Annotated in this window: 24 protein-coding genes; 10 read left to right on the top strand and 14 right to left on the bottom strand. The window is 41.6% G+C overall.

The genetic code is table 11. The features are described 5' to 3' along the window. Positions 1–37 precede the first annotated feature (37 nt). Entirely contained in the window at positions 38–148 is a 111-nt protein-coding gene (locus tag RMY31_RS07165; RefSeq protein WP_322657831.1) for a photosystem I reaction center subunit VIII, read from the top strand. Between the two features lie 220 nt (positions 149–368). On the opposite strand, the gene RMY31_RS07160 is transcribed toward RMY31_RS07165, so the two are convergent. The 6 genes from RMY31_RS07160 to RMY31_RS07135 form a co-directional block, all read right to left on the bottom strand. Further along, on the bottom strand, positions 369–491 hold the full coding sequence (locus RMY31_RS07160; RefSeq protein WP_322657830.1) for a photosystem II reaction center protein J: 123 nt from the start codon (positions 489–491) through the stop codon (positions 369–371). A 68-nt stretch (positions 492–559) separates the two neighbouring features. Further along, positions 560–679: a photosystem II reaction center protein L gene (locus tag RMY31_RS07155; protein ID WP_071989460.1), complete on the bottom strand. Its 120-nt coding sequence runs from the start codon at positions 677–679 to the stop codon at positions 560–562. A gap of 9 nt (positions 680–688) precedes the next feature. Next, positions 689–826 carry a cytochrome b559 subunit beta gene (gene psbF / locus RMY31_RS07150; RefSeq protein ID WP_015115279.1) on the bottom strand — a complete coding sequence of 46 codons (138 nt, stop codon included), beginning with the start codon at positions 824–826 and terminating at the stop codon, positions 689–691. 9 nt (positions 827–835) lie between these two features. Beyond that, entirely contained in the window at positions 836–1,084 is a 249-nt protein-coding gene (gene psbE / locus RMY31_RS07145; RefSeq protein WP_322657829.1) for a cytochrome b559 subunit alpha, read from the bottom strand. A gap of 120 nt (positions 1,085–1,204) precedes the next feature. Then, positions 1,205–2,224 (bottom strand): photosynthesis system II assembly factor Ycf48, encoded by a 1,020-nt coding sequence (locus tag RMY31_RS07140; RefSeq protein WP_322657888.1) that lies wholly within the window; start codon positions 2,222–2,224, stop codon positions 1,205–1,207. A 112-nt stretch (positions 2,225–2,336) separates the two neighbouring features. After that, positions 2,337–2,672: a rubredoxin gene (locus RMY31_RS07135; RefSeq protein ID WP_322657828.1), complete on the bottom strand. Its 336-nt coding sequence runs from the start codon at positions 2,670–2,672 to the stop codon at positions 2,337–2,339. Positions 2,673–2,867: 195 nt separating this feature from the next. On the opposite strand from RMY31_RS07135, the gene ndhC reads away from it, so the two are divergent. The 5 genes from ndhC to RMY31_RS07110 all read left to right on the top strand — a co-directional run bounded on the left by ndhC (position 2,868) and on the right by RMY31_RS07110 (position 7,488). Further along, entirely contained in the window at positions 2,868–3,230 is a 363-nt protein-coding gene (gene ndhC, locus RMY31_RS07130) for a photosynthetic/respiratory NAD(P)H-quinone oxidoreductase subunit C (protein WP_322657827.1), read from the top strand. Then, the gene (gene ndhK / locus RMY31_RS07125) at positions 3,221–3,958 is read left to right on the top strand and encodes a photosynthetic/respiratory NAD(P)H-quinone oxidoreductase subunit K (protein WP_322657826.1); all 738 of its coding nucleotides are present in this window, start codon (positions 3,221–3,223) and stop codon (positions 3,956–3,958) included. Before ndhC ends, ndhK begins: the two co-directional genes overlap by 10 nt. After that, on the top strand, positions 3,951–4,478 hold the full coding sequence (locus tag RMY31_RS07120; RefSeq protein WP_322657825.1) for an NAD(P)H-quinone oxidoreductase subunit J: 528 nt from the start codon (positions 3,951–3,953) through the stop codon (positions 4,476–4,478). The genes ndhK and RMY31_RS07120 overlap by 8 nt, the downstream gene beginning before the upstream one ends. A gap of 225 nt (positions 4,479–4,703) precedes the next feature. Further along, positions 4,704–5,996 carry an ATP-binding protein gene (locus tag RMY31_RS07115; protein ID WP_322657824.1) on the top strand — a complete coding sequence of 431 codons (1,293 nt, stop codon included), beginning with the start codon at positions 4,704–4,706 and terminating at the stop codon, positions 5,994–5,996. Then, entirely contained in the window at positions 5,986–7,488 is a 1,503-nt protein-coding gene (locus RMY31_RS07110; RefSeq protein ID WP_409877544.1) for a tetratricopeptide repeat protein, read from the top strand. Before RMY31_RS07115 ends, RMY31_RS07110 begins: the two co-directional genes overlap by 11 nt. A gap of 171 nt (positions 7,489–7,659) precedes the next feature. On the opposite strand, the gene RMY31_RS07105 is transcribed toward RMY31_RS07110, so the two are convergent. The 3 genes from RMY31_RS07105 to RMY31_RS07095 form a co-directional block, all read right to left on the bottom strand. Beyond that, positions 7,660–7,800, bottom strand: coding sequence for a hypothetical protein (locus RMY31_RS07105; RefSeq protein ID WP_322657822.1), 141 nt, complete (start codon positions 7,798–7,800; stop codon positions 7,660–7,662). Then, positions 7,797–8,087 carry a type II toxin-antitoxin system Phd/YefM family antitoxin gene (locus RMY31_RS07100; protein ID WP_322657821.1) on the bottom strand — a complete coding sequence of 97 codons (291 nt, stop codon included), beginning with the start codon at positions 8,085–8,087 and terminating at the stop codon, positions 7,797–7,799. Before RMY31_RS07100 ends, RMY31_RS07105 begins: the two co-directional genes overlap by 4 nt. Positions 8,088–8,171: 84 nt before the next feature. Next, positions 8,172–8,480 (bottom strand): hypothetical protein, encoded by a 309-nt coding sequence (locus RMY31_RS07095; protein ID WP_322657820.1) that lies wholly within the window; start codon positions 8,478–8,480, stop codon positions 8,172–8,174. A gap of 398 nt (positions 8,481–8,878) precedes the next feature. Between RMY31_RS07095 and RMY31_RS07090 the strand changes: the two genes are divergently transcribed. After that, positions 8,879–10,432 carry a cation:proton antiporter gene (locus RMY31_RS07090; RefSeq protein WP_322657819.1) on the top strand — a complete coding sequence of 518 codons (1,554 nt, stop codon included), beginning with the start codon at positions 8,879–8,881 and terminating at the stop codon, positions 10,430–10,432. A 34-nt stretch (positions 10,433–10,466) separates the two neighbouring features. On the opposite strand, the gene RMY31_RS07085 is transcribed toward RMY31_RS07090, so the two are convergent. From RMY31_RS07085 to infC, 3 genes are all read right to left on the bottom strand, one after another. Next, positions 10,467–11,144, bottom strand: coding sequence for a TrkA family potassium uptake protein (locus RMY31_RS07085; protein WP_322657818.1), 678 nt, complete (start codon positions 11,142–11,144; stop codon positions 10,467–10,469). Positions 11,145–11,235: 91 nt separating this feature from the next. After that, positions 11,236–14,241: an MFS transporter gene (locus RMY31_RS07080; RefSeq protein WP_322657817.1), complete on the bottom strand. Its 3,006-nt coding sequence runs from the start codon at positions 14,239–14,241 to the stop codon at positions 11,236–11,238. A gap of 455 nt (positions 14,242–14,696) precedes the next feature. After that, a complete protein-coding gene (gene infC, locus RMY31_RS07075) occupies positions 14,697–15,230 on the bottom strand; it encodes a translation initiation factor IF-3 (protein ID WP_015111888.1) in 534 nt (177 codons plus the stop codon). 352 nt (positions 15,231–15,582) lie between these two features. On the opposite strand from infC, the gene RMY31_RS07070 reads away from it, so the two are divergent. Next, the gene (locus tag RMY31_RS07070; RefSeq protein ID WP_322657816.1) at positions 15,583–16,515 is read left to right on the top strand and encodes an alpha/beta fold hydrolase; all 933 of its coding nucleotides are present in this window, start codon (positions 15,583–15,585) and stop codon (positions 16,513–16,515) included. 89 nt (positions 16,516–16,604) lie between these two features. Here the strand turns inward: RMY31_RS07070 and RMY31_RS07065 are convergent, their stop codons facing one another. Continuing rightward, on the bottom strand, positions 16,605–16,973 hold the full coding sequence (locus RMY31_RS07065) for a BON domain-containing protein (protein WP_322657815.1): 369 nt from the start codon (positions 16,971–16,973) through the stop codon (positions 16,605–16,607). A 275-nt stretch (positions 16,974–17,248) separates the two neighbouring features. Between RMY31_RS07065 and ilvN the strand changes: the two genes are divergently transcribed. Continuing rightward, positions 17,249–17,770 carry an acetolactate synthase small subunit gene (gene ilvN, locus RMY31_RS07060; RefSeq protein ID WP_214430561.1) on the top strand — a complete coding sequence of 174 codons (522 nt, stop codon included), beginning with the start codon at positions 17,249–17,251 and terminating at the stop codon, positions 17,768–17,770. Between the two features lie 28 nt (positions 17,771–17,798). Here the strand turns inward: ilvN and RMY31_RS07055 are convergent, their stop codons facing one another. Beyond that, complete coding sequence (locus RMY31_RS07055; protein ID WP_322657814.1) at positions 17,799–17,981, bottom strand: hypothetical protein; 183 nt, start codon at positions 17,979–17,981, stop codon at positions 17,799–17,801. Between the two features lie 994 nt (positions 17,982–18,975). Between RMY31_RS07055 and RMY31_RS07050 the strand changes: the two genes are divergently transcribed. Continuing rightward, the gene (locus tag RMY31_RS07050; protein WP_409877571.1) at positions 18,976–21,021 is read left to right on the top strand and encodes a polysaccharide biosynthesis protein; all 2,046 of its coding nucleotides are present in this window, start codon (positions 18,976–18,978) and stop codon (positions 21,019–21,021) included. The last annotated feature ends 12 nt before the right edge of the window (positions 21,022–21,033 follow it).

The raw sequence follows: 21,033 nt of genomic DNA, 5'->3' as shown, positions 1-21,033 counted from the left end.
TCTTGAATTGTAGTGTGATATAACAGGAAACTTTGCTATGGCAGCTTCATTTTTGCCCTCTATCTTCGTTCCCATAATTGGTTGGGTTTTGCCAATTGTGACATTTGCATTTTTGTTGATTTACATTGAACGCGAGGATATCGCTTAATGTAGTCATTGGTTCATTAGACCTCTTGCAAATTTATCTTTTGAAGAGGTTGTTAAAGAGTCAAAGGGAAAGAGAAAAGGAGGTTGCATTCCTTTTATCCTTCCCCTTGACAAAAATAATTAGTACCGCCTATCTCATAAAGACAGGCGGTTTTTTAATGCTGATTTCTAAACAAATGCTAGAAAGTCCAGACTAAATGATATTTGGCTCAGCCTAATTTTTACATCGAAGAACCGATTCCAGCGTAGGCTCCATAAAAGAAAATACCTACAACAGTGATCACACCTAACCCTGCGACCGTAGCAACAACCCACAGGGGAATTCTCCCACTTCCAATAGACACAGCTTTTTCTCCTCCCTTAACAACAAATCAACACAGGTTAAATAAACAAAGTTTCACAACAGTTCCAGTTAGTTAAAGAAGTAACTGGAAAACAGAATCCCTAGAACAAAAATCAGTAGTAGTCCCAGGTACAGAGAAGTCCGGTTTAGTTCAACCGGCTGATTATTGGGATTGGGCGTTCTTTCCATGAGTTGCTCCTAGCGTTGAATAAACTGCATTGCGGCGATCGCGCCCAAAAAGAACACAGTTGGCACACCTAAAGTGTGAACTGCAAGCCATCTAACCGTAAAAATTGGATAGGTAACTGGTTGATTGATGTTATTACCGCTAGTCATGATTTCAAACTACTTTCCAATAAACTGTTCAACTTGCTTTTTAGCTTCAAAACGGTTCTTCACAATTGGCACTTCCTGCCGTACTTGTGTGTAATACTCATTGGGACGGGGTGTGCCAAAAACATCATACGCCAGCCCGGTGCTGACAAATAACCAACCCGCAATAAACAATGCTGGAATGGTGATGCTGTGAATTACCCAGTAACGAACGCTGGTGATAATGTCCGAAAACGGACGTTCTCCAGTGGTACCTGACATTTAGATCCCTACCTTCACAAAGATTGTTATTGAGTTTATTATCCTACAAAGTTTAGAAAGAGTTACAAGTTGCAACGTCCTTCTCAGAAATCAGGACGAATACTTAAGCTTGGAGTCGCACTAAGCAGCCTCTGATTGAGCAGCTTTTTCAGCATTTGGTTGGTATTTCAGCAAAACACCGCGATCGCCAATAATAAATCCGCGATCGCCCGGCAAAAAGACGATTTTGTACAAATTAGCAGCCACTTCTTCAACAGCGCGGTCTTTTTCCCAAGTTTTGCCACCGTCGGGACTCCGCAATAAGTTACCACTACCACCACCTATCCAAATTTCATCAGGTGTGCGATATGCCAAATCGAGTAAACCCCAGCTAGTAGAGAGTTCGGGACTTTGTACCTCTTGCCACTCGTCAGGTTTATTGGGGTCGCTAAATTGAATTTGACCTCCCCGTGCTAACAACCACAATTGCCCATTCTCAGCAAAGCCCATATTTTCTAGACGGCGAGAACTATTGCGGTTATGGGGTACCCAAGCATTTTGTCCTGGTTCCCAAGTTGAGTAGAAGCTACCCCTAGAAGAAACAGCAATATATTTACCATCAGTAGAACGATTCAAGCTACGCACCACACCAACTGCTGCTTCTACCTGGGCTTTCCAGTTTTTACCGCCATCTGTGGTTTTGTATATCGCTCCTACATTAGTAGCCATCTCAGCGGCATTTTCTCCTAATGCTTTGATAGCGATCGGGCTACCGGGTAGCTTTTCGCTCAAGGGAATGCGCGACCAAGAACGACCTTCATCAGTAGTATGTAGCAGTAACGAAGGCTCTCCGACAATCCAGCCTTCTTTACCAGCAAAACTGACTGAATCAAAGCGAGATTTGGGGTCATCTAGTGACAGTGATATGGGTTGCCAAGTATCACCACCGTCATTTGTTTCCAAAAGGGTGGCATTGCTACCAACTATAAAGCCATGCTCAGGGTTATCAGTAAAACCAATATCTAGAAGTTTTGCATCTGTCGGCACAGAAATGACTTCCCAAGGATTGTAGCTGGTAGAAGGGACTTTGCTACAACCTATACACATGAGGACTACCATTAACAAGGCAAATATTCTTTGCCAACTTTTCACAACACCCATGGAATGCATCAGTATTTCTTAATTGTTTCTAAATTTGTGTAGTGGTTCTCTAAATTTTTGACCTTAAAGACAATACGCTGGTCTCCGGACTGAATAAAAAACTTAGCGGGTCTTATTGTAAGCCGTAGAGACTGATAAAAAACAAGAAGGCAAGAGCTAAAGCACCAAAAATCAGGATATTCTTTTGTGCTGGTGTCAGTTTATTGACACCCAAACCATAACCGAGATTTTCTTTGAAACCCGATGCTGTACCCGCAGGACCGATGTTGGCAAAAGCAGTCTTCTTCGCAGTACAAACTGGACACCGCCAATCTATGGGCAGTTCTGCAAAGGGTGTGCCTGGGGCAATGTTATGGCTATCGTCTCCCTTCTCAGGTTCATAGACGTAACCGCAGGCGCGACACTCATGGCGGTCTAACACCTGAGTTTCAACAGCTTGTTCGCTCATGGCTAAGGCCTCGCAGAGGGAAAATCTTAAATATACGTTAAAAATTATGACATAACTGTTAGACTTTTCTATCACGAGCAAAAACGAATCAAATACCTGAAATGCGTCTGTTTCCCAGATTCCAGAAAAGGCAAAAAGATATAATGTAAAAGAAAGTAACAGTCTTATTTACACCTTAAGCGGTAGATATTCATTGTGTTTGTCCTCAGCGGTTACGAATACCTTCTAGGCTTCTTAATCATCTGTAGCCTAGTGCCTGCCCTAGCGCTTTCAGCATCCAAGCTCCTACGACCCAGTGGTAACAGCCTGGAACGTCGCACCACCTATGAATCTGGCATGGAACCAATTGGCGGAGCCTGGATTCAGTTCAACATCCGATACTACATGTTTGCGCTGGTTTTCGTTGTCTTTGATGTGGAAACTGTATTCTTGTATCCTTGGGCGGTCGCTTTCCACCGTTTAGGGCTATTGGCATTCATTGAAGCCATAATTTTTATTGCAATTCTTGTAATCGCCCTAGTTTATGCATGGCGTAAAGGAGCTTTGGAATGGTCTTGAATTCTAATTTAACAACCCAGGATAAAGAGCGAATCATCAACCCTATTGAAGGCCCCAAAGTCACTCAAGACCTTTCAGAGAATGTGATTCTGACTACGGTTGATGACCTTTATAACTGGGCACGGCTTTCGAGTCTTTGGCCGTTGCTGTTTGGTACAGCTTGCTGCTTTATTGAGTTTGCAGCTTTAATCGGCTCTCGGTTTGACTTTGACCGCTTTGGGCTGATTCCCCGTTCTAGCCCCCGCCAAGCCGATTTAATTATTACGGCAGGGACAATAACTATGAAGATGGGACCCCAATTGGTTCGTCTTTATGAGCAAATGCCCGAACCGAAGTATGTAATTGCGATGGGAGCTTGTACCATTACAGGTGGCATGTTCAGTGTGGATTCTCCTACGGCTGTGCGTGGAGTTGATAAACTGATTCCTGTGGATGTTTACTTACCTGGTTGTCCTCCTCGTCCAGAAGCAATCATTGACGCAATTATTAAATTGCGGAAAAAGATAGCTAATGATTCGATGCAAGAACGAGGTCTAATTAAGCAAACCCACCGTTTCTACAGCACGACTCATAGTCTGAAGCCAACAGAGGAAATTTTAACTGGTAAGTATTTGCAGTCAGAAACACGCTTTACACCCCCGAAGGAATTGACAGAAGCAATTGGTCTGCCAGTACCACCTGCGCTGTTGACAGCACAGAAACAAAAGGAGGAACAAAACCGTGGCTGAAGAAGAATCTAAACCAGTACCAGCAGCTCAAGAGTCTTTAGTCAAAGCAGGTGAAGTTTCCCAGTGGTTGACAGAAAACGGCTTTGAACATGAGTTTTTAGAGCCTGATAAAAATGGGGTAGAGATAATTAAAGTGGAGCCAGATTTCTTGCTTCCCACCGCTACAGCCCTGTATGCCTACGGGTTTAATTATCTCCAGTTTCAATCTGGTATCGACCTCGGCCCTGGGCAGGATTTAGTCAGCGTGTATCACTTGGTTAAAGTCGGTGATAATGTTGATAAACCTGAAGAAGTGCGGGTAAAGGTGTTTTTACCCAGGGAAAATCCCAGAGTGCCTTCAGTATACTGGATTTGGAAGACCGCAGATTGGCAAGAGCGCGAGTCTTACGATATGTACGGCATTATCTACGAAGGACACCCCAATCTCAAGCGGATTTTGATGCCAGAAGATTGGGTGGGTTGGCCTTTGCGGAAGGATTACGTTTCGCCTGATTTTTACGAGTTGCAAGACGCTTATTAAAGTGCTGAGTAGAGACGCGATTAATCGCGTCTGTACAAGAGTGAGATTTCGATAAACTCACACTTAACCCCTTTCCGTCGGCGGAGAGGGGTAATGTTTTTTAACGCAGAGGAACGCAAAGGTAAGTGCAGAGGTTCGCAAAGGAGAATGTAGAAAGAGACTTAATTTCTACTTTTGCGAATATGGGTGATGATATGAATAAGTTAAGTTATACAGTAATAGCTTATGTCTGATGAATTATTAAAGTCTTTTCAGCAAGCGTATAGCAATCTCGAATTGTTTCCACTGGTGGAAGAGAAAGAAATGAAGCAATTTCGAGTTGATTATGGTAAGGATTTAATAGCAGATTTAATACAGTTAGTTGAAGATAGCCCTAATGGTGATGGCAAGATTGTATTTACGGGTCATCGAGGATGTGGTAAATCTTCTTTGCTAGCTGAGTTTAGTAAGCAGATTCAAGATAATTATTTTGTAGTTTTATTTTCCATTGCTGACAGTATTGAAATGTCGGCTGTTAATCATATCAATATTTTGTTTGCTATTGCTGTTAACTTAATGTTTGAAGCAGAAGCACGCAAAGTTGAAATACCTAAATCTACTAAAAAAGCTCTTTATGGTTGGTTTGCAACCAGAACTCGGACTGAGGAAATCAATTGGCAAACAGAGACAGAAATAGGTTTTGATTTGCTAAGTTTAATTAAAACTAAATTAAAGGCTGATGCTACAGTTAGAGATGAAATTAAACATGAATTTGAACGCAAGATATCCGATTTAGTTGCTCGGATTAATGAAATTGCGGCGTTGATTCAATCCGTGACTCAAAAAGAGATTATAGTCATAATTGATGATTTAGATAAACTAGACTTGGGAAGAGTCAACGATATTTATCGAGATAATATTAAAGCTCTCTTTCAACCTAATTTTAGGATTATCTACACTATCCCTATTGCAGTACTCCGGGAAACTTTTCTTAGCACAATTATTACTACAGAAACCAATGACCAAATTGTGGTGATGCCAGTCCTCAAAGTCTTTGAGAAAGGTAAAAATCGTCTACCTGATGCTCATCCTCGTACAGAAGTAAAAAACCTACTTTGTGAAATATTAGAAAAGAGAATTGCACGTGATTTGATAGAAAAGTCAACAGCGGAGAAGTTGGTTGTCCAAAGTGGTGGTGTATTAAGGGAGTTAATTAGGATAGCAAATGAATGCTGTCGTATTTGTTTGCGACTTATTAGGCGCAAGTCAGGTGAGAAAATTGTTATTGATGACAACATTTTAGAGCAAGCAATTAATAAAATTCGTAATGATTTTTCTATTCGTTTAGGTAAAGTCGATTTTGAAATTTTGCAAAGCACTTATGAACAGTTTATGCCTGACGATCCAAAGCAACCAGAGTTTTTAGATTTACTGCATGGGCTGTATGTTTTGGAATATCGTAATGATGAAACTTGGTATGATGTTCACCCAATTATTATAGAAACCTTGAGAAGACGGGGGTTGATAAATGGTGAATGATGATTTACTAACAGATGATGAAAATCAAGATGCTTATGATGATTTGATTGTTTCTATTGAAGCAAAAGCACATGGATTAAATTTACTAATTGCGGTTTGTGATGATGCTAGTTTTCGTGATGAAATTATTGCTCAGTATGAAACAGAATTACAGCCAGCAATTCGCCCCTATCGCATCACATTAGCAAGGGGTGAACCGAGTTTGAGGGGCGCTATTGCTCAACTAGTGGAAAATGAAGAATATTTACGACAACATAACCCAGCAGTAATTACTGTAACTGGTGCTGAACAGCTTTATTTTCTAAAACTGGGAGAAGAACGTTCGGAACAAGAAGTATTTTTTGGTTACTTGCAGTGGACTAGGGAAGGGTTAAGGGAATTTCCTTTTGCGATCGTGTTGTGGGTGACTAATCAGATTTTAGTTAACTTGATTAAGAAAGCTCCTGATTTTTGGAGTTGGCGCAATGGCGTATTCCGGTTTATATCTAGAAAAAAAAATACAATTTCAGGTAAAGAATTAGAATCTATTCGTTTTGCTTTCAGTGACAACGAACTATCAGGCTTTGATGATGATAATCCCTATTTATTGCCTATAGAAGATTTGCAAAGGTTTATTCAAGATGCAGAACAGCGAGGGGTAAAAGATGCAACTTTAGCGACTTTGTACTTTAGCCTAGGAGAGATTTATAGAAAAAGACTTGAACGAGGCGAGTTTCAAGATTACAAAAAAGAGCAAGAATTAGGAATTGAGTATTTAAGTAAAGCTGTTGAACTGCAAAAAGAGTTAGGTTTAGAGAAAGACTTAGCCACTAGTCTCACGAAGCTAGCGTTACTGTACAACTCCCAAGGCAAATACAGTGAAGCCGAACCTCTTTGTATCCAAGCTTTAGCACTTAGGCGCAAGCTACTGGGAGAAGAACATCTATCTGTCGCCACTAGTCTTAACAACCTAGCATTACTCTACTACTCCCAAGGCAGATACAGCGAAGCCGAACCCCTTTTTATCCAAGCTTTGGCACTCAGGCGTAAGCTACTGGGAGAAGAAGATCCATCTGTCGCCGATAGCCTTAACAACCTAGCGGGACTCTACTACTCGCAAGGCAGATACAGCGAAGCCGAATCGTTGTACATCAAAGCTTTGGCACTCAGGCACAAGCTGCTAGGAGAAGAACATGCAGATGTCGCCAACAGTTTCAACAACCTAGCGGGACTTTACGAATCCCAAGGCAAATACAGTGAAGCCGAACCAATGTACATCAAAGCTTTGGCACTGAGGCGCAAGCTGCTAGGAGAAGAACATCCAGATATCGCCACTAGCCTCAACAACCTAGCGTATCTCTACCGTTACCAAGACAGATACAGCGAAGCTGAACCGTTGTACATTCAAGCTTTGGAAATTTTGGAGCAGCGGTTAGGGGTGAATCACCCAAACAGTATTACTTGTCGTGAAAATTTAGCATATCTTCGCGATCGCCTCTCCTCAGAACAATAAAAGCGATCGCCTAATCTCGACTTTTCAGATCCCAAGCAAAAATATTCCTGTTTTAAGTGAGAACGTTCCTGTTTTAAGTGAGAACGTTTTTGTTCCAAGTGAGAACATTTCTGTTTCAAGTGAGAATGTTCTTGTTTTAAGTGAGAACGTTCCTGTTTTAAGCTGGAAGTTTCATGTTCTTAGGTGAAATGATGGTGTTGTGAGGGCGATCGCTCTACCTTTGAACTTGAAGTTTCGTGTCTTGAGGTGGAATGATAGTGTTGTGAGGGCGATCGCTGCGGGTTGTATAATGACATGATATTTCTGATTCATTGAGAACTGTCTAATTTATTAAACAGTTCATTCAAAAAATCTCCTGTTATTTTCCCTTTGCCTTCCTGCATCTGTTCTAAACCAAGTTTAATACCCTTTAAAGTTTCTAATAATTCAACAGCGTCTAAAAGTTTTTGATAAGATTCTGCATCTTGAACAACTAACTCAGCTTTTCCATTGACAGTTAGAACTAAGGGATGTTTTGTTTGCTTAATACGCTGTAAAAACTCAGTAGTATTACGTTTAAACTCAGTGAGAGAATGTATATCTTTTGAGATATCGATCATAATGACAATACTTATTAGCATCTAATTCAATGCTAATAAGTATTAACTAAGTTTGTCAATCAAATTTTGAAACCCTCAAATTTACTAATTCTCTGGCTTTTGCCCAGTTATATGACTTGGTGAGATTTCATTACTAATCCTAGACATAGTTGCTGCACTAACAGGTATTCTCAGATGGGCATACACGCCGCTGAGTTGAATACGTTCTGGTGGTTGGTGTAGAACTGCACAGCCCCTTTGCACTGCGGCTTGATACTCTCGCCATTGCTTACGAATTGCTCTACTAGCAGCATCATCACCTAAATCTGCAAATTTTAACCCAGCCCTACTGAGCCAAGATTCTACATCTGTTGTTTCACCATATGGTTCTGGTATGAAATTGATATTTTCCATAAAGTTTATCCATCCTTATCGTTCAAAGTATCTAAATTGCTTAAATGTATTATGAGAGAAATTTTACAAGCGTATTCTCAAGTGCTTAATTTAACCTTAAGAGCAGATAGATATATCAGCAAATAAGATTTCTTTTCAAAATCATAAAAAAAAATGATTGAAAAGCTTTATTAATAACAGCGCAGGATAGCTTTGAAGAAAGAATAAGCCGCGATCGCGCAACTAGTTACACTTCTATGGCACGGGTGCGCCAACCTCTAATTTAAACTCACCTTAATTTTTGAAGTTGTTTAGATTGAGGAAATTCGGGTTCCTGAACTCATGCCTTGAGCTTGCTAATGTAGCATGAGTGAGGTGAGAATTTCTCAGCAAAGTCCAAATAACTATCCACAATTAAAGTGAATGTTGCCGAATTAGTTAATATTTCAATTATTCTCCTACTGCTTGCTACTGGCGTAGCCCTGCTATCTCGTAAGCTTGGTATTCCTTATGTAACGGGTTTAGTCTTGGCAGGATTACCAATCACTGAGTTATTGTCTCGTCGCATTGGTTTAGATCCTTCACTGGTTTTGAATCTTTTCCTACCGATTCTCATATTTGAAGCTGGCATTAATACAGATATCAGCCGTCTACGAAGCACATTTAAACCAATTGCTCTCTTGGCTGGCCCTGGAGCTATATTGTCCTCTGCTATTATTACCGTTCTATTAAAATTTGGGCTGGGACTGGCTTGGATACCCGCTTTGTTTGTAGCGGTAATTCTGGCAAACACTGATACGGTTTCCATGATTGCCGTTTTTAAGGAGATACCTGTACCTTCAAGACTTTCAACCATCGTTGAAGGAGAAACTCTATTCAACGATGCTGCTGCCCTAGTTTCGTTTAACTTGATTTTGCAAGTATATTCGACAGGTTCGCTCACATTACTAGAGGGAATCCAACAACTGCTATTTATCTCTCTAGGAGGCTGCCTTGTGGGGTTAGTCTTAGGTTACTTGAGCATACCTGTATTTGCCCGTTTAGAAGATCCCCTTAGCAGTCTCTTACTGACTGTCGCAGTTGCATTAGGAACTTTTCAAGTTGGACAAATTCTAGGTGTCTCAGGTCCTGTTGCTGTAGTTGTAGCTGGCTTAATTTTCGGTAATTTTGGGCTTTTTCGGAATACTTCCGCTTCTAATCGCATCACCTTATTGAGTTTCTGGGAATATGCCGGTTTTACTGTTAACACTTTTATTTTTCTGCTAATTGGTTTACAAATAAACCCAGTCATGCTTTGGAGGACTTTACCAGCAATTCTACTGACCGTTTTGGCTTATCAAGTGGGGCGAATTCTTTCGGTCTATCCGCTGATGGTAGTAGTTCGTTGGATTGACCGCCCCATTCCGCTGCCCTGGCAACATTTACTCTTTTTAGGCAACATCAAAGGTTCACTCTCAATGGCTCTGGCGTTGAGTTTACCTACCACACTACCAGGGCGAGAAGTTCTGATTACTTTGGTCTTTGGTAGTGTACTGATATCATTAGTGGGTCAAGGTTTAAGCTTACCCTGGCTGGTAAAACGCTTAAAATTATCTAAATTTTCAGAGGCTCAACAGCAAGTTGAAGAATTGCAAGCTCAGCTGATGACGGGTAAGGCAGCACAGGATGAATTAGATAGCCTGTTGCGATCGGGGGTATTGCCAAAATCTGTCTATGAAGAGATGCGGTCGGGTTATCAAGTCCGCATTGCTGGGGCGGAAAAGGCACTGCGGGAATTCTATAATCGCCGCCCAGAGGAGTTGAAAGCCAAACATGGTAATCTCAGCAAACTCGAAGCCATCCGCCGCCGCTTACTGCTAGCAGAAAAAGGAGCGCTAAATGAAGCACTGCGTAAGCGAATTCTCTCCGAAGAAATTGTGCGATCGCGCGTACAAACCATTGATGAACAATTACTTCAACTTGAGGATGATTGATGCTAATTGCCTTCTGCCTCCTGCCTCCTGCCTTCTATTTACAACCTTGGATAAAATCAATAACTTGGTGTAAAGACCCTGGTTTGGTCACCATCAGCACAGTCGAACCTGGTTCCACTACCGTACTACCATTAGGAATCATCAAATCTTCGTGGGGGTGGGGTTGATAGCCAATAATTAAAGAGCCACTGGGAAACGTCGGATTTTGAGCAATTTCGGCAATGCTACGACCAACAACATAGCAATTGTTTGGGATAGAAAGTTTTAGCACCTCAATCTGTCCTTGCTCAAAATGCATCATTGATTCTACTTGAGGGTATTCAATGGCATTCACCATTGTTGAAACTGCTAGCTCGACAGTACTAATGATATGGTTGGCTCCAGCAAGATTCAGCGGTTCGGCAAAATCGGGGTGGCGCATTCGAGCCAGAATGTGGGGTACACCGTAGTGTTTAGCGAGAGTCACCATCGCCAAATTTAAAGCATCACTGCGGAGGACAGCTGCTAAGGAGTCAGCTTTGCGAATTCCTGCTTCTAACAATACTTCTGTACTTACAGCACTACCTTCAAAAGCCATTGCTCCTACTTGTTCGCGAGCATAGCGGCAAGCGGTAGGGTCAATGTCAATAACAGCAACAGTATGCCCCAGTTCTACCAGTTTTTGTGCCAAACTTAAACCCACTAAGCCTGCTCCACCAATTAATACATACATAGCTGTTCCTGATGCTCTTCGATTTCTGACTTCACTTTACAAGCTAGCAAGGGAATGAAGATTTTACTTTATTGGCTTGTTTGATACTTTATTAATTGTAATTTTTGACTGGGTATTTTTTCATTAACTCCTTAACTTGAGCCGCTATCAGAGGATGGGAATCTTTTTGTAATTTGGGTAAGAGTTCTAGCAGAACGCGGCGTGAAACGACATTGAGATATGCGATCGCAGCTTCTCGTACAAAGCCAGTAGGATGGCGCAGTGCTACCAAAATCTCGACACTTGTGAGTCGGATACGGCTAACTTGAGCAACATGAAAGCAGCAAGCTAAGCACCAGTCAGAAAGAAAATTACCTAGTGTCAACATCTTGCGAAGCCTGTCGCTGACTGGCATTTGTTCATATTCTGCAAACTTTGCTTCCACGAGATAATGCAGTTTTTCTTGGTGCGATCGCTTATCTAAAATATTCAACAGTAGAGATTTTGTTGGCAGATTCACCGTATGCTCTAAAATTTCTAATCCTCGCGCTAAGTTTACCGCTGACTGAGAGCGAAGATTGAATGCCGCTGCTTGCATCTTTTCTGGAGAATAAAGTAGCCTCAAGAGTAGCAGTAACCGTTCCTTGACATCCAATTCCAATTCTTGAAGGGCGCGTTGTAGTAACTCACAGACGATCGCAACTCTCTTACATGATTGATGATTTTCTAGTGTCTGTTGTTTTTGCAAGTCTAGATAGGCAGCGTAAATCTCACCTAAAAACTTTAATTCCTGGTCAATTAAACTTTCTACCCGACTGTGCTGGAACCGATCTACTGCACCAGTAATTTCTGGTTGTTTTTGGATTTTCAGTAAGCTGCGGAGAATATGATACCTAGTAGCACCCCAAGATGTTTCCAAGTGCAGCCACAAAGTCTCCATCGCTTCTTGAGTGGAAATTTGAGCAATGGTGCGCCATGCATACATGCGTACTACTTCGGGTTTATAATTATTAGTAGCTAGTTGCAACAGCATCTCTAGAGCTTCATTTTCCAGTCGAATTAAAGCACGCATAGCGGTACTGCGAGTTGACTTATAGTAAAGTGCCCCAAGCAGTGCGGAATAGTATTCCTCCAAATGGGTAGCTGCAATCATTTCCAATACTGCACAGCGCACCCGTAAAGATTCATCTTGCAACAAATTCGGGATGTGAATCCGCAGCGCCTGTAAATAAACTGCTTCTCTTAAAGCTTTGACTCCATTTATTCGTTCTCGTTCTTGCTTATGGGTCAGCATCCGGCGCATAGTTTTGGTCGCTGCTACCTTTTGCATAGGTGTTCCCTGACGCAAGATTAAAGCAGCGGCGGTGGCACGGATCAATGAGTGGTGGCGTGCTTGCAGGTACTCTTCCAATTGACTCAAATTGGGATTAGCCTCAGCCAACCAAACATAACGCAATGCCAGGGCAAAAATTTCCGGATCGACAGTTCCTTGGGGCTGTTCTAACAAAGAACGCACTTGCAGCACATAAGCAGAATTTGCGCCTGCCATGAGCATCACCTCCAAACTTTGACGCTGCAAATCTGGATTTAACTCGATCAGCAGAGGTGCTAAAACTTGGGACACTCCTTGGGGATCGATTTGGGCTAAAAGTTCGATGCAAGAGTGTTTATCTGCCGTGCTGCCTTTTTCTCTTAAAGCTTTGACTACTCCTTGTTTAAAGACACGCAAACCGACATTTGTAGCACTCAGTTCGCCTCGTTCCGCACTCAAAACTAGCAGATCGACATAGCGCGATCGCAGTACCCAAACTACTTTTAAACAGGTGGCCGCTGCTAGCACCGTTTCTATCACCAATACCCACTTTTGTAGTGATATGGGAACAAACCGCTCGCAAAATAATACAGTCACCAGAATTAATAATCCTGCCAAACCCGTGGCGATCGCTTCGGCAGTCCCGCCAGATAATGCCTGCATCCGGCTGCGAATTCGTTCGGGAATAGGTTGATAAAGCACTGGGCCGCTACTAATAACAAAGGTGTAGCGCAGCAGTTCATCACAGAATTTCAGACTTACCAGTCCCCAGAAAATGCCTTGCGATTGTAGTCCTGGCAAGAGATTCAGTAATGCGATCGCCCCTGGTACTATAAAGCCTACAGATATTGGTAAGAGGGCGGCAGTGAAAAACACTCCTATACGTTCAATGAGTCGGCTGGAGACAAACCACTGGGTTGCCAACTCACACAGCCCCACAATGCCACCAAATAAACCCAAAAAACTAGCAAGTTCTTGCTCGCCTAAATTAGACTTCAGTTCCCGAAGATATTGAAAATCTACTAATAGCGCAATCACTTGCAAAAGACCGACAAAAGCAAATAACTGCCATGTATAGCGCCTGAGCGGGGCTTGGATACGTCGGTGTCGAGAGGCTTGTTCTTGGGTAACTAATCGTTGTGGAGCATCGGGAAAAGCTGCTTGATATTGATGACTTAGATAGGATAGAATCCCTGCCCCCAAAATAATCACTGCACAGGCGATGAGGATGACTTTATTGAGCTTGGCGAATTGCAGTAACCAAGGCAAACTAAAGCCGCTGATGACATCTGCCACCAACAGACCGCTGCTTACCAGCGGGTAAGTACGCTTAATTTCTCGAATATTGAATAGTTGGTTAGCGACGATGGATGTATTGAGGTCATTGACGACGTAAAGTGCATCTACCCATAGCCGCATCAGGAATACAACAATTACAGACAAGTAGGAAAAATGTACTCCCCAACGCAATAACACCAATAACATTAAGGGCGCGACCATACAGGGTGCGATCGCCACAATTACCCAGCGCAAGGGGAAAATCTTTTGCAGCCAAGAATATACAAAAACCATTCCCGCACCCATCGCTGCACTGGCAATGTACATCCAAGGCAGCGGTCCCGCCCCGTATTCATCTAAAAATAGTGCTACTGTACTATCCTCTGCCCAGCGCAATCCTACAGATACAGTTGTATAAAAGGCGAACATCAAAAAAGTGCGATCGCTTTCTTCTGGCCGTAGATTCACCCACTGTAACAGTCGTGCCATGCCTCTATTGGCAGCAAACAAGTCATTTTTTAGTTCCATGCAGTTTTACTTTCTGATGTCACCGCATAACGGGAGAGAGCAGGGGAGGCAGTGCGGTCTTGGGGTCTCCCCAAGTGGAGCAACTGCCGTGGAGCAGGAAGAGAAGTTGCCAGGAGGAGCCACTGCGTTGGACAGGTTCCCCGGCTTGAAGCAAGTGGCCTGGTTTCCCTGCAAGCAAACTTCGGGGAGGCACGGGAAGCACGGGAAGGTAGGGGGAGATGAGGGAGAAAGAACTAATATCCCAATCCCCAATCCCCATTGCCCCTAATCCCCAGAGGGGACCCCGAGTTCCCCAATCACCAATCCCCAGACATGGAAAAAGTCCCAAGCAACTGAGTATTATGTTTCCCACTCAGCGCTCAGGACTATCAGTTTTCGACAAATTTCAACGACTCAGAGGTCGTTTTGATATTTTCAGTTGTGGATTATAGTTGGTGTCTAGAAAATTTAGAGGATTACTTTTTGGGCGAAATGAGCATCATCATATTTCTCCCCTCTTTTTTGGGCGCTTGCTGTACTTCACCAAACGGCTCCAGATCGGTTGCCATGCGCTTGAGTAAATCTTCTGCCAAATCACTGTGTTGAATCTCTCGACCCCGGAACATCACAGTCGCTTTGACTTTATCACCATCTTTTAGAAAGCGCTCTGCTTGCTTGACACGCACGTTATAGTCGTGTTCTTCTATTTTGTAGCGCATCTTCACTTCCTTGACATCAGCTGTGTGCTGCTTTTTCCGGGCTTCCCGCGCCTTCTTCTCCTGCTCAAACTTGTATTTCCCATAGTCCATAATCCGACAAACCGGCGGGTCAGCCTTGTCACTCAGCAGCACTAGATCCAGCTCTTTTTCTTCGGCTAGCTGTAGTGCTTCTTGCGGAGTTATGATTCCCAGCTGCGAGCCATCAGTGTCAATGACGCGGATTTTCGGGAAGCGGATGCGTTCGTTAATTTGAGGCAGATCGCGAGTTCTTTTTTTCTCAATCACAGGCATTATGATTAGTGGGAGCTCTTTAGTTAAGTATGTAGTTTGGACTTGATTGACTTGGTTTTGATTGGTTTGCCTCAGAAGCACAGTACTTAGAAATAACTGAGGACTTCAAAAGGAATCTATATTCTAGGGTAGCTAATTCATAGAGTAGTTAGTTGTTGTATTTGTCATTCTACTCACTCTGAGGGAATTTCTCTGCAATAGTTAATCTAAATTACACAACCTGAAAAAGTGTTACATATTGTAATAATTATTTTATTATTAGTCGTAATTTCTCTCGCCTAACTTCCCCGGCTCCCTTTTTCCAATCCCCTATATTGGAATTAGTATTGATGCTAATGAATGGGAGGAAAGTGTGACCACTACGGTACACTGGCAGGAACGGGTTGGTAATCAAAGAGACTGGGTATGGCGCGGCAGGCAAACTCGCTATACTTATATCCGACCTGTTAAAGGCCACCAAGAAACAACACCCTTAATTTTGCTACACGGGTTTGGTGCTTCCATTGGTCATTGGCGACATAATTTAGAGGTGTTAGGCGATCGCCACACAGTCTATGCTTTGGATATGTTGGGTTTTGGTGCTTCTGAAAAAGCCCCAGTGAATTACAGTATAGAACTGTGGGTAGAGCAGGTGTACGACTTTTGGAAAGCCTTTATCCGTCAGCCAGTGGTGTTAATAGGGAATTCCAATGGTTCACTAATTTCCATGGCTGCTGCCTCCACCCATCCCGATATGGTGCAAGGTATAGTAATGATGAGTCTGCCCGATCCATCACTAGAACAAGAAGCTATCCCGGCTTTACTAAGACCCTTGGTCAAGGCAATCAAAAACGTTGTTGCTTCTCCACTGTTATTGAAACCAGTGTTTCACTTCGTGCGCAGACCCAGCATTCTACGTCGCTGGGCAAGTATTGCTTACGCTAATCCAGAGGCAATTACTGATGAACTCATAGATATTTTAGCTGGCCCTCCCCAAGACCGAGGTTCTGCCCGTGCTTTTAGTGCCTTGTTCAAAGCTGCGATCGCAGTTAATTTTAGCCCTAGTGTCAAAACAGTATTACCAACCTTAACAATTCCAATGCTGTTAATTTGGGGACAAAAAGACCGATTTGTTCCCCCTATACTTGCTAATCGATTTATTCAGTACAACGATAAATTGGAACTACTTCAGTTAGAGGATGTAGGGCATTGTCCTCACGATGAATGCCCAGAACAAGTCAACAAAGCTATTTTGGGTTGGCTTGAGAAATCTTTTGGCAATAACCAGCTTATGAGTGCTGAGTGAGGAGTTGGGAGTTAGGAATTAGAAGTTAGGAGTTATTATTCTACCTCTGCTCCTGTTCCTCTGCCCCTCTGCCCCTCTACCTTCTTCCACTAGCCAATGGTAACTTGGTTAGTGTCAACATCTGTAGCGCCATTCACCGATCTCGCTACAGAAATCATCTTGTTAAGAATCTCTTGGCTGGGAACTTGGCCTTTTAGCACCACAGTACTACCTGTCTGAGCGACCCAGAGGGTATTAATGTCATCAAGTTGCTGGTCTTGATCGAACGCTAACGCTACTCGTTTTGCCATCCCACTTTGGTCGTATTCTCCATTCAATCCTAAACGCTCTGGCGGTATTGATTGAGTAGCGGTAGAGACAGCTTCGGTACTAGCAGCTTGTGGTACTGGCTGGGGAGCAGGATTCACTTGTGCATTTTGAGGTTTTTCTAATCCAAAAAGTCTTTTTAACCAACCCATAAAAACTTTTCTCCTATCAAAGGTTCATAACATTTGAGGATAAGTGTTTTATAGACAATCCACATCTGCCGTTGAAAAGATATGCACTCAGGGAAGATTCTACTTTCAGTAAGATTTCTAGATAACTTCTCTCTAGAGAGTGTAATGAGTGCAAACATTAAGTTTACAATGGAAGATCAGACTTACAATTTAGCAATTTAAAGCAGTACGTGTATGGCAATCATTAGCTAGTGTTTCCATTAGTTAAAATGTTGCCTGACTCTGTGTTGGCGAAGATGAAACATACCCTTTCAGTTTTGGTAGAAGATGAGGCGGGTGTTCTGTCCCGCATTTCTAGTTTATTTGCCCGTCGCGGCTTCAATATAGAAAGCCTTGCTGTTGGTCCAGCTGAGCAAGGAGGAGTTTCCCGTATTACGATGGTTGTACCTGGTGACGATCGCGTAATCGAACAACTCACCAAACAACTATACAAGCTGGTCAACGTCCTCAAGGTACAGGATATTACCGAAACTCCATGCGTAGAGCGAGAATTGATGCTCTTGAAGGTGAACGCTACTAGCAGCAACCGTTCAGAAGTGATCGAACTGGCTCAGATTTTTCGGGCGCGAGTTGTAGATGTGGCAGAAGATTCTCTAACCCTGGAAGTTGTTGGAGATCCTGGTAAGATGGTAGCGATCGTCCAGGTGCTACAAAAATTTGGTCTAAGGGAAATAGCCCGCACTGGCAAAATTGCCCTGACTCGTGAGTCGGGTGTAAATACTGAGTTACTCAAGTCTTTGGAAGCAAAGGTTAGTTAAAAAAACATAGACACCCAGTGGCTTGTCGTTAGACATCGCCTAGTTTTTTATCTATAACTCGACAAAGCGCAAATTCCACATCTTTGACATAAATAAATTCACCAATGAAATCAAGCAGCACACTTGGTAAAAAATTTACTAGGTTTGCTGCTATGTAATTTTTAGAAAACTTCAAGAAATAAATCATCCATTTGAAGTTACTCACAGTCATCAGCCAACATCTGCTGTTATTACTGAATAGTATCTGTCTTTAGTATTAAATAATTACTATTTTGAATTGTTTCTATGTTTTCAAAAAAATTGTGGCAAATTGGCGTGACACAACTAAGAAAAAACTGGTACAAGGTTTATGGTTTCATACAACAATAACAACACTATGGTTGGTAATAAGCATGTTAGTGTTTATTACTTGACTTTAAGTGTTAGGTTGTGAAAACAATTGGTGTATCGCTTGTGCAGCAAAAGTAAATAATTAGTCAAAATGGTATTTCTCAATCAGAGATTCATGAAATTTTGATGAATAAATTACTTTAACTGCGATCAATTACAAAGGTCATGTTATGAAAGGGTGCTTTTTTTTAAAATTGATGTCTGTTTTTTACATAGAGATAACAGCATCACTTATTAACCAAATAAATCATTGCAAGTCTTACGGGAATATTGATACAAGATTATGTTAGTATCAATGAGTAATTTTTTAATCTATACCTATAAGTATTAAGGTCAAAGGTAATAGTTAAAGAATTACTTCATTAATCTTAGATATCGATAAAAATAGTCCCTACAATAATGTTGTAAACTGCATCTTAAGTAAATCTCGTGGCTAGGATATAAATCCTCTCCAGCGTCAAAAGCCAGAGGTATGTATGTTGGATCGCAGTTGTTTGTCTGTGGCTTTAAACTAATTATTTGCCACATACTAAATATTTTTGGTAATAGGTAATTTTCTTTTTTAAAACATAAGATTACCTATATCTATTTCTAGACTAAGTAAATGTGTATCTTAGGCAATTTGTAGTTGCATCTAAAGTTAATTAATCAAAAAACCGCCTAAAATTGCCTCAATTTCAAGTCTCTAATAAAGTCAATCAGACATGATAAATACCATCTTTAGCTAATGGATGAGATTTGACAGTCCTTCCCGAAAATGGACTTTATTTACAAATGAGATAATTCTGTAGATTGCCATGGAGGTTTTTACAGTGGTGAATCTCTTATCTTTTATTCCTAATGTAATCAGGAAAAAAATGATTAATAGTTTATTGAGCAAATTGCTAAAACTGAGAAATAGTCATTTATTCATTGTTGATATGATTATTTTCTCAATCACACCTTTATTAGCTTTGCTTCTACGTTTAGATGGCGATCTGGATCTCCAAGCATATATATTAGAATTAGCAATTGCAACAACACTATTTTTAATAGTTAAATTAAGTGTATTTTCCAGTTTTGGTTTTTATAGGCGTTACTGGCGGTATGCCAGTATTGAGGAACTGATATATATAGCTATGTTGATGGTGGGTGCAGTAGTCATCCAAATCATGCTATTTGATATTCTGACAAACATACTAAATCAATTTCCATTTATAGATACACTGCCGCGATCGCTACCATTTATTGATGGGTTATTGTCGTGTATTTTCATTGGGGCACTTCGTTTCAGTGTTCGGGCTGTGGAAAGAGTCAGTCAACGACAACCAGTATTTAACTCACAAGAGAGAGTGCTAATTATCGGTGCTGGTAGTGCCGGAGTTTCTCTCCTCCAAGAAATGCAAAGAAATCCCCAACTGGGACTTTATCCAGTTGCCTTCATTGATGACGATCCTCGAAAATTAAACGCACGTATTCGTGGGATTCCTGTACTAGGCGATCGCTACCAAATTCCTAAATGGGTACAATCTCTGCATATCCAGAAAGCGATCATTGCAATGCCTACAGTGACGGGGAAAGTCATTCGGGAAATTGTAGATATTTGCAAAGCTACTGGAGTGCAAACTAGCACTTTACCTGGAATACATGAAATTCTTAATGGTCGTGTGCGGGTAGACAGTATTCGGGATGTCAGGATAGAGGACTTGCTTAGACGAGAACCAGTACAGACCGATATTGAGCGAGTATCTCAGTTTATCAACGGCAAAACAGTACTCATCACAGGTTCGGGTGGGTCAATTGGTAGCGAACTTTCCCGTCAAATTTTCAAATCTCAGCCTGCCAGAATCATACTTATTGGACATGGAGAAAATTCTGTGTTCAATATCCAACAAGAACTAGAACAACTTATCCAATTACTCAACAAAGATGGCAAAGCGCAAAGCAATACCCCTCATATTTACACCTTTATTGCTGATATTCGCTTTCGTTCTCGATTAAAACATGCTTTTGAGCGATTCCAACCTGATGTAATTTTTCACGCTGCGGCTCATAAACACGTCCCGTTAATGGAATTAAATCCACCAGAAGCAATCACTAACAATGTCATCGGGACAAAAAATTTACTAGAACTAGCACTGGAATACGATGTCAAACATTTTGTGATGATCTCCACAGACAAAGCAGTTAATCCCACCAATGTGATGGGGGCTAGTAAAAGAGTTGCTGAAATGTTGGTGCTACAAGCTGCAAAAGAAAGTGGAAAGCATTATGTCACCGTGCGTTTTGGCAATGTTTTGGGTAGTCGTGGTAGTGTCGTTCCCACTTTTAAAAAACAAATTGCTACAGGTGGCCCAGTAACCGTTACTCATCCTGATATCTGTCGTTATTTCATGACCATTCCGGAAGCTGTACAGCTTGTTTTACAGGCTGGAGTACTTGGTCATAGTGGTGAGGTTTTAATGCTGAATATGGGCGAACCTGTGAAAATTGTTGATTTAGCACAAGAATTAATTCGCCTTTCAGGATATGAAGTCAACAAAGACATTGATATTGTGTTTACAGGATTACGACCAGGGGAAAAATTATTTGAAGAACTGTTTATTCAAGGAGAGGAATACGAACCAACCCAACATGAGAAACTGTTTGTTGTCAAAAATGCTAGCCGCATTATCCCCAAAAATCTAATTGTCGTTGTAGAAGATTTGTGTAAAGCAGCAGCCTACAATGATTCCATGTCTATTCTATTTTTGCTTGAGCAACTAATCACTGGATATACCCCTGATTATTCAACAGTGAATCCTCAAGTAGATGGATTAAAAGGTAACAGTATTCCTAAAAAGTACTTACCAGAAATTGAGACTTCAGTTGTAAATAGATAACCTTAAGTGAGG

The sequence above is a fragment of the Dendronalium sp. ChiSLP03b genome, assembly GCF_034531165.2.
Lineage (GTDB): Bacteria > Cyanobacteriota > Cyanobacteriia > Cyanobacteriales > Nostocaceae > Dendronalium > Dendronalium minutum.
Note: the sequence above shows the minus strand (reverse complement) of the source record. Positions and strands in the feature narration are given on the sequence as shown.

Excerpts from the sequence above, each read along its gene's own strand:
- ilvN (WP_214430561.1), top strand. The coding sequence starts at position 17,249 with ATGAAACATACCCTTTCAGTTTTGGTAGAAGATGAGGCGGGTGTTCTG.
- RMY31_RS07140 (WP_322657888.1), bottom strand. The coding sequence starts at position 2,224 with ATGGGTGTTGTGAAAAGTTGGCAAAGAATATTTGCCTTGTTAATGGTA.
- RMY31_RS07110 (WP_409877544.1), top strand. The coding sequence starts at position 5,986 with ATGGTGAATGATGATTTACTAACAGATGATGAAAATCAAGATGCTTAT.
- RMY31_RS07080 (WP_322657817.1), bottom strand. The coding sequence starts at position 14,241 with ATGGAACTAAAAAATGACTTGTTTGCTGCCAATAGAGGCATGGCACGA.
- RMY31_RS07105 (WP_322657822.1), bottom strand. The coding sequence starts at position 7,800 with ATGAATCAGAAATATCATGTCATTATACAACCCGCAGCGATCGCCCTC.
- RMY31_RS07115 (WP_322657824.1), top strand. The coding sequence starts at position 4,704 with ATGTCTGATGAATTATTAAAGTCTTTTCAGCAAGCGTATAGCAATCTC.
- RMY31_RS07165 (WP_322657831.1), top strand. The coding sequence starts at position 38 with ATGGCAGCTTCATTTTTGCCCTCTATCTTCGTTCCCATAATTGGTTGG.
- psbF (WP_015115279.1), bottom strand. The coding sequence starts at position 826 with ATGACTAGCGGTAATAACATCAATCAACCAGTTACCTATCCAATTTTT.
- RMY31_RS07055 (WP_322657814.1), bottom strand. The coding sequence starts at position 17,981 with ATGACTGTGAGTAACTTCAAATGGATGATTTATTTCTTGAAGTTTTCT.
- ndhK (WP_322657826.1), top strand. The coding sequence starts at position 3,221 with ATGGTCTTGAATTCTAATTTAACAACCCAGGATAAAGAGCGAATCATC.
- RMY31_RS07065 (WP_322657815.1), bottom strand. The coding sequence starts at position 16,973 with ATGGGTTGGTTAAAAAGACTTTTTGGATTAGAAAAACCTCAAAATGCA.
- RMY31_RS07155 (WP_071989460.1), bottom strand. The coding sequence starts at position 679 with ATGGAAAGAACGCCCAATCCCAATAATCAGCCGGTTGAACTAAACCGG.
- psbE (WP_322657829.1), bottom strand. The coding sequence starts at position 1,084 with ATGTCAGGTACCACTGGAGAACGTCCGTTTTCGGACATTATCACCAGC.
- RMY31_RS07135 (WP_322657828.1), bottom strand. The coding sequence starts at position 2,672 with ATGAGCGAACAAGCTGTTGAAACTCAGGTGTTAGACCGCCATGAGTGT.
- infC (WP_015111888.1), bottom strand. The coding sequence starts at position 15,230 with ATGCCTGTGATTGAGAAAAAAAGAACTCGCGATCTGCCTCAAATTAAC.
- RMY31_RS07100 (WP_322657821.1), bottom strand. The coding sequence starts at position 8,087 with ATGATCGATATCTCAAAAGATATACATTCTCTCACTGAGTTTAAACGT.
- RMY31_RS07095 (WP_322657820.1), bottom strand. The coding sequence starts at position 8,480 with ATGGAAAATATCAATTTCATACCAGAACCATATGGTGAAACAACAGAT.
- RMY31_RS07085 (WP_322657818.1), bottom strand. The coding sequence starts at position 11,144 with ATGTATGTATTAATTGGTGGAGCAGGCTTAGTGGGTTTAAGTTTGGCA.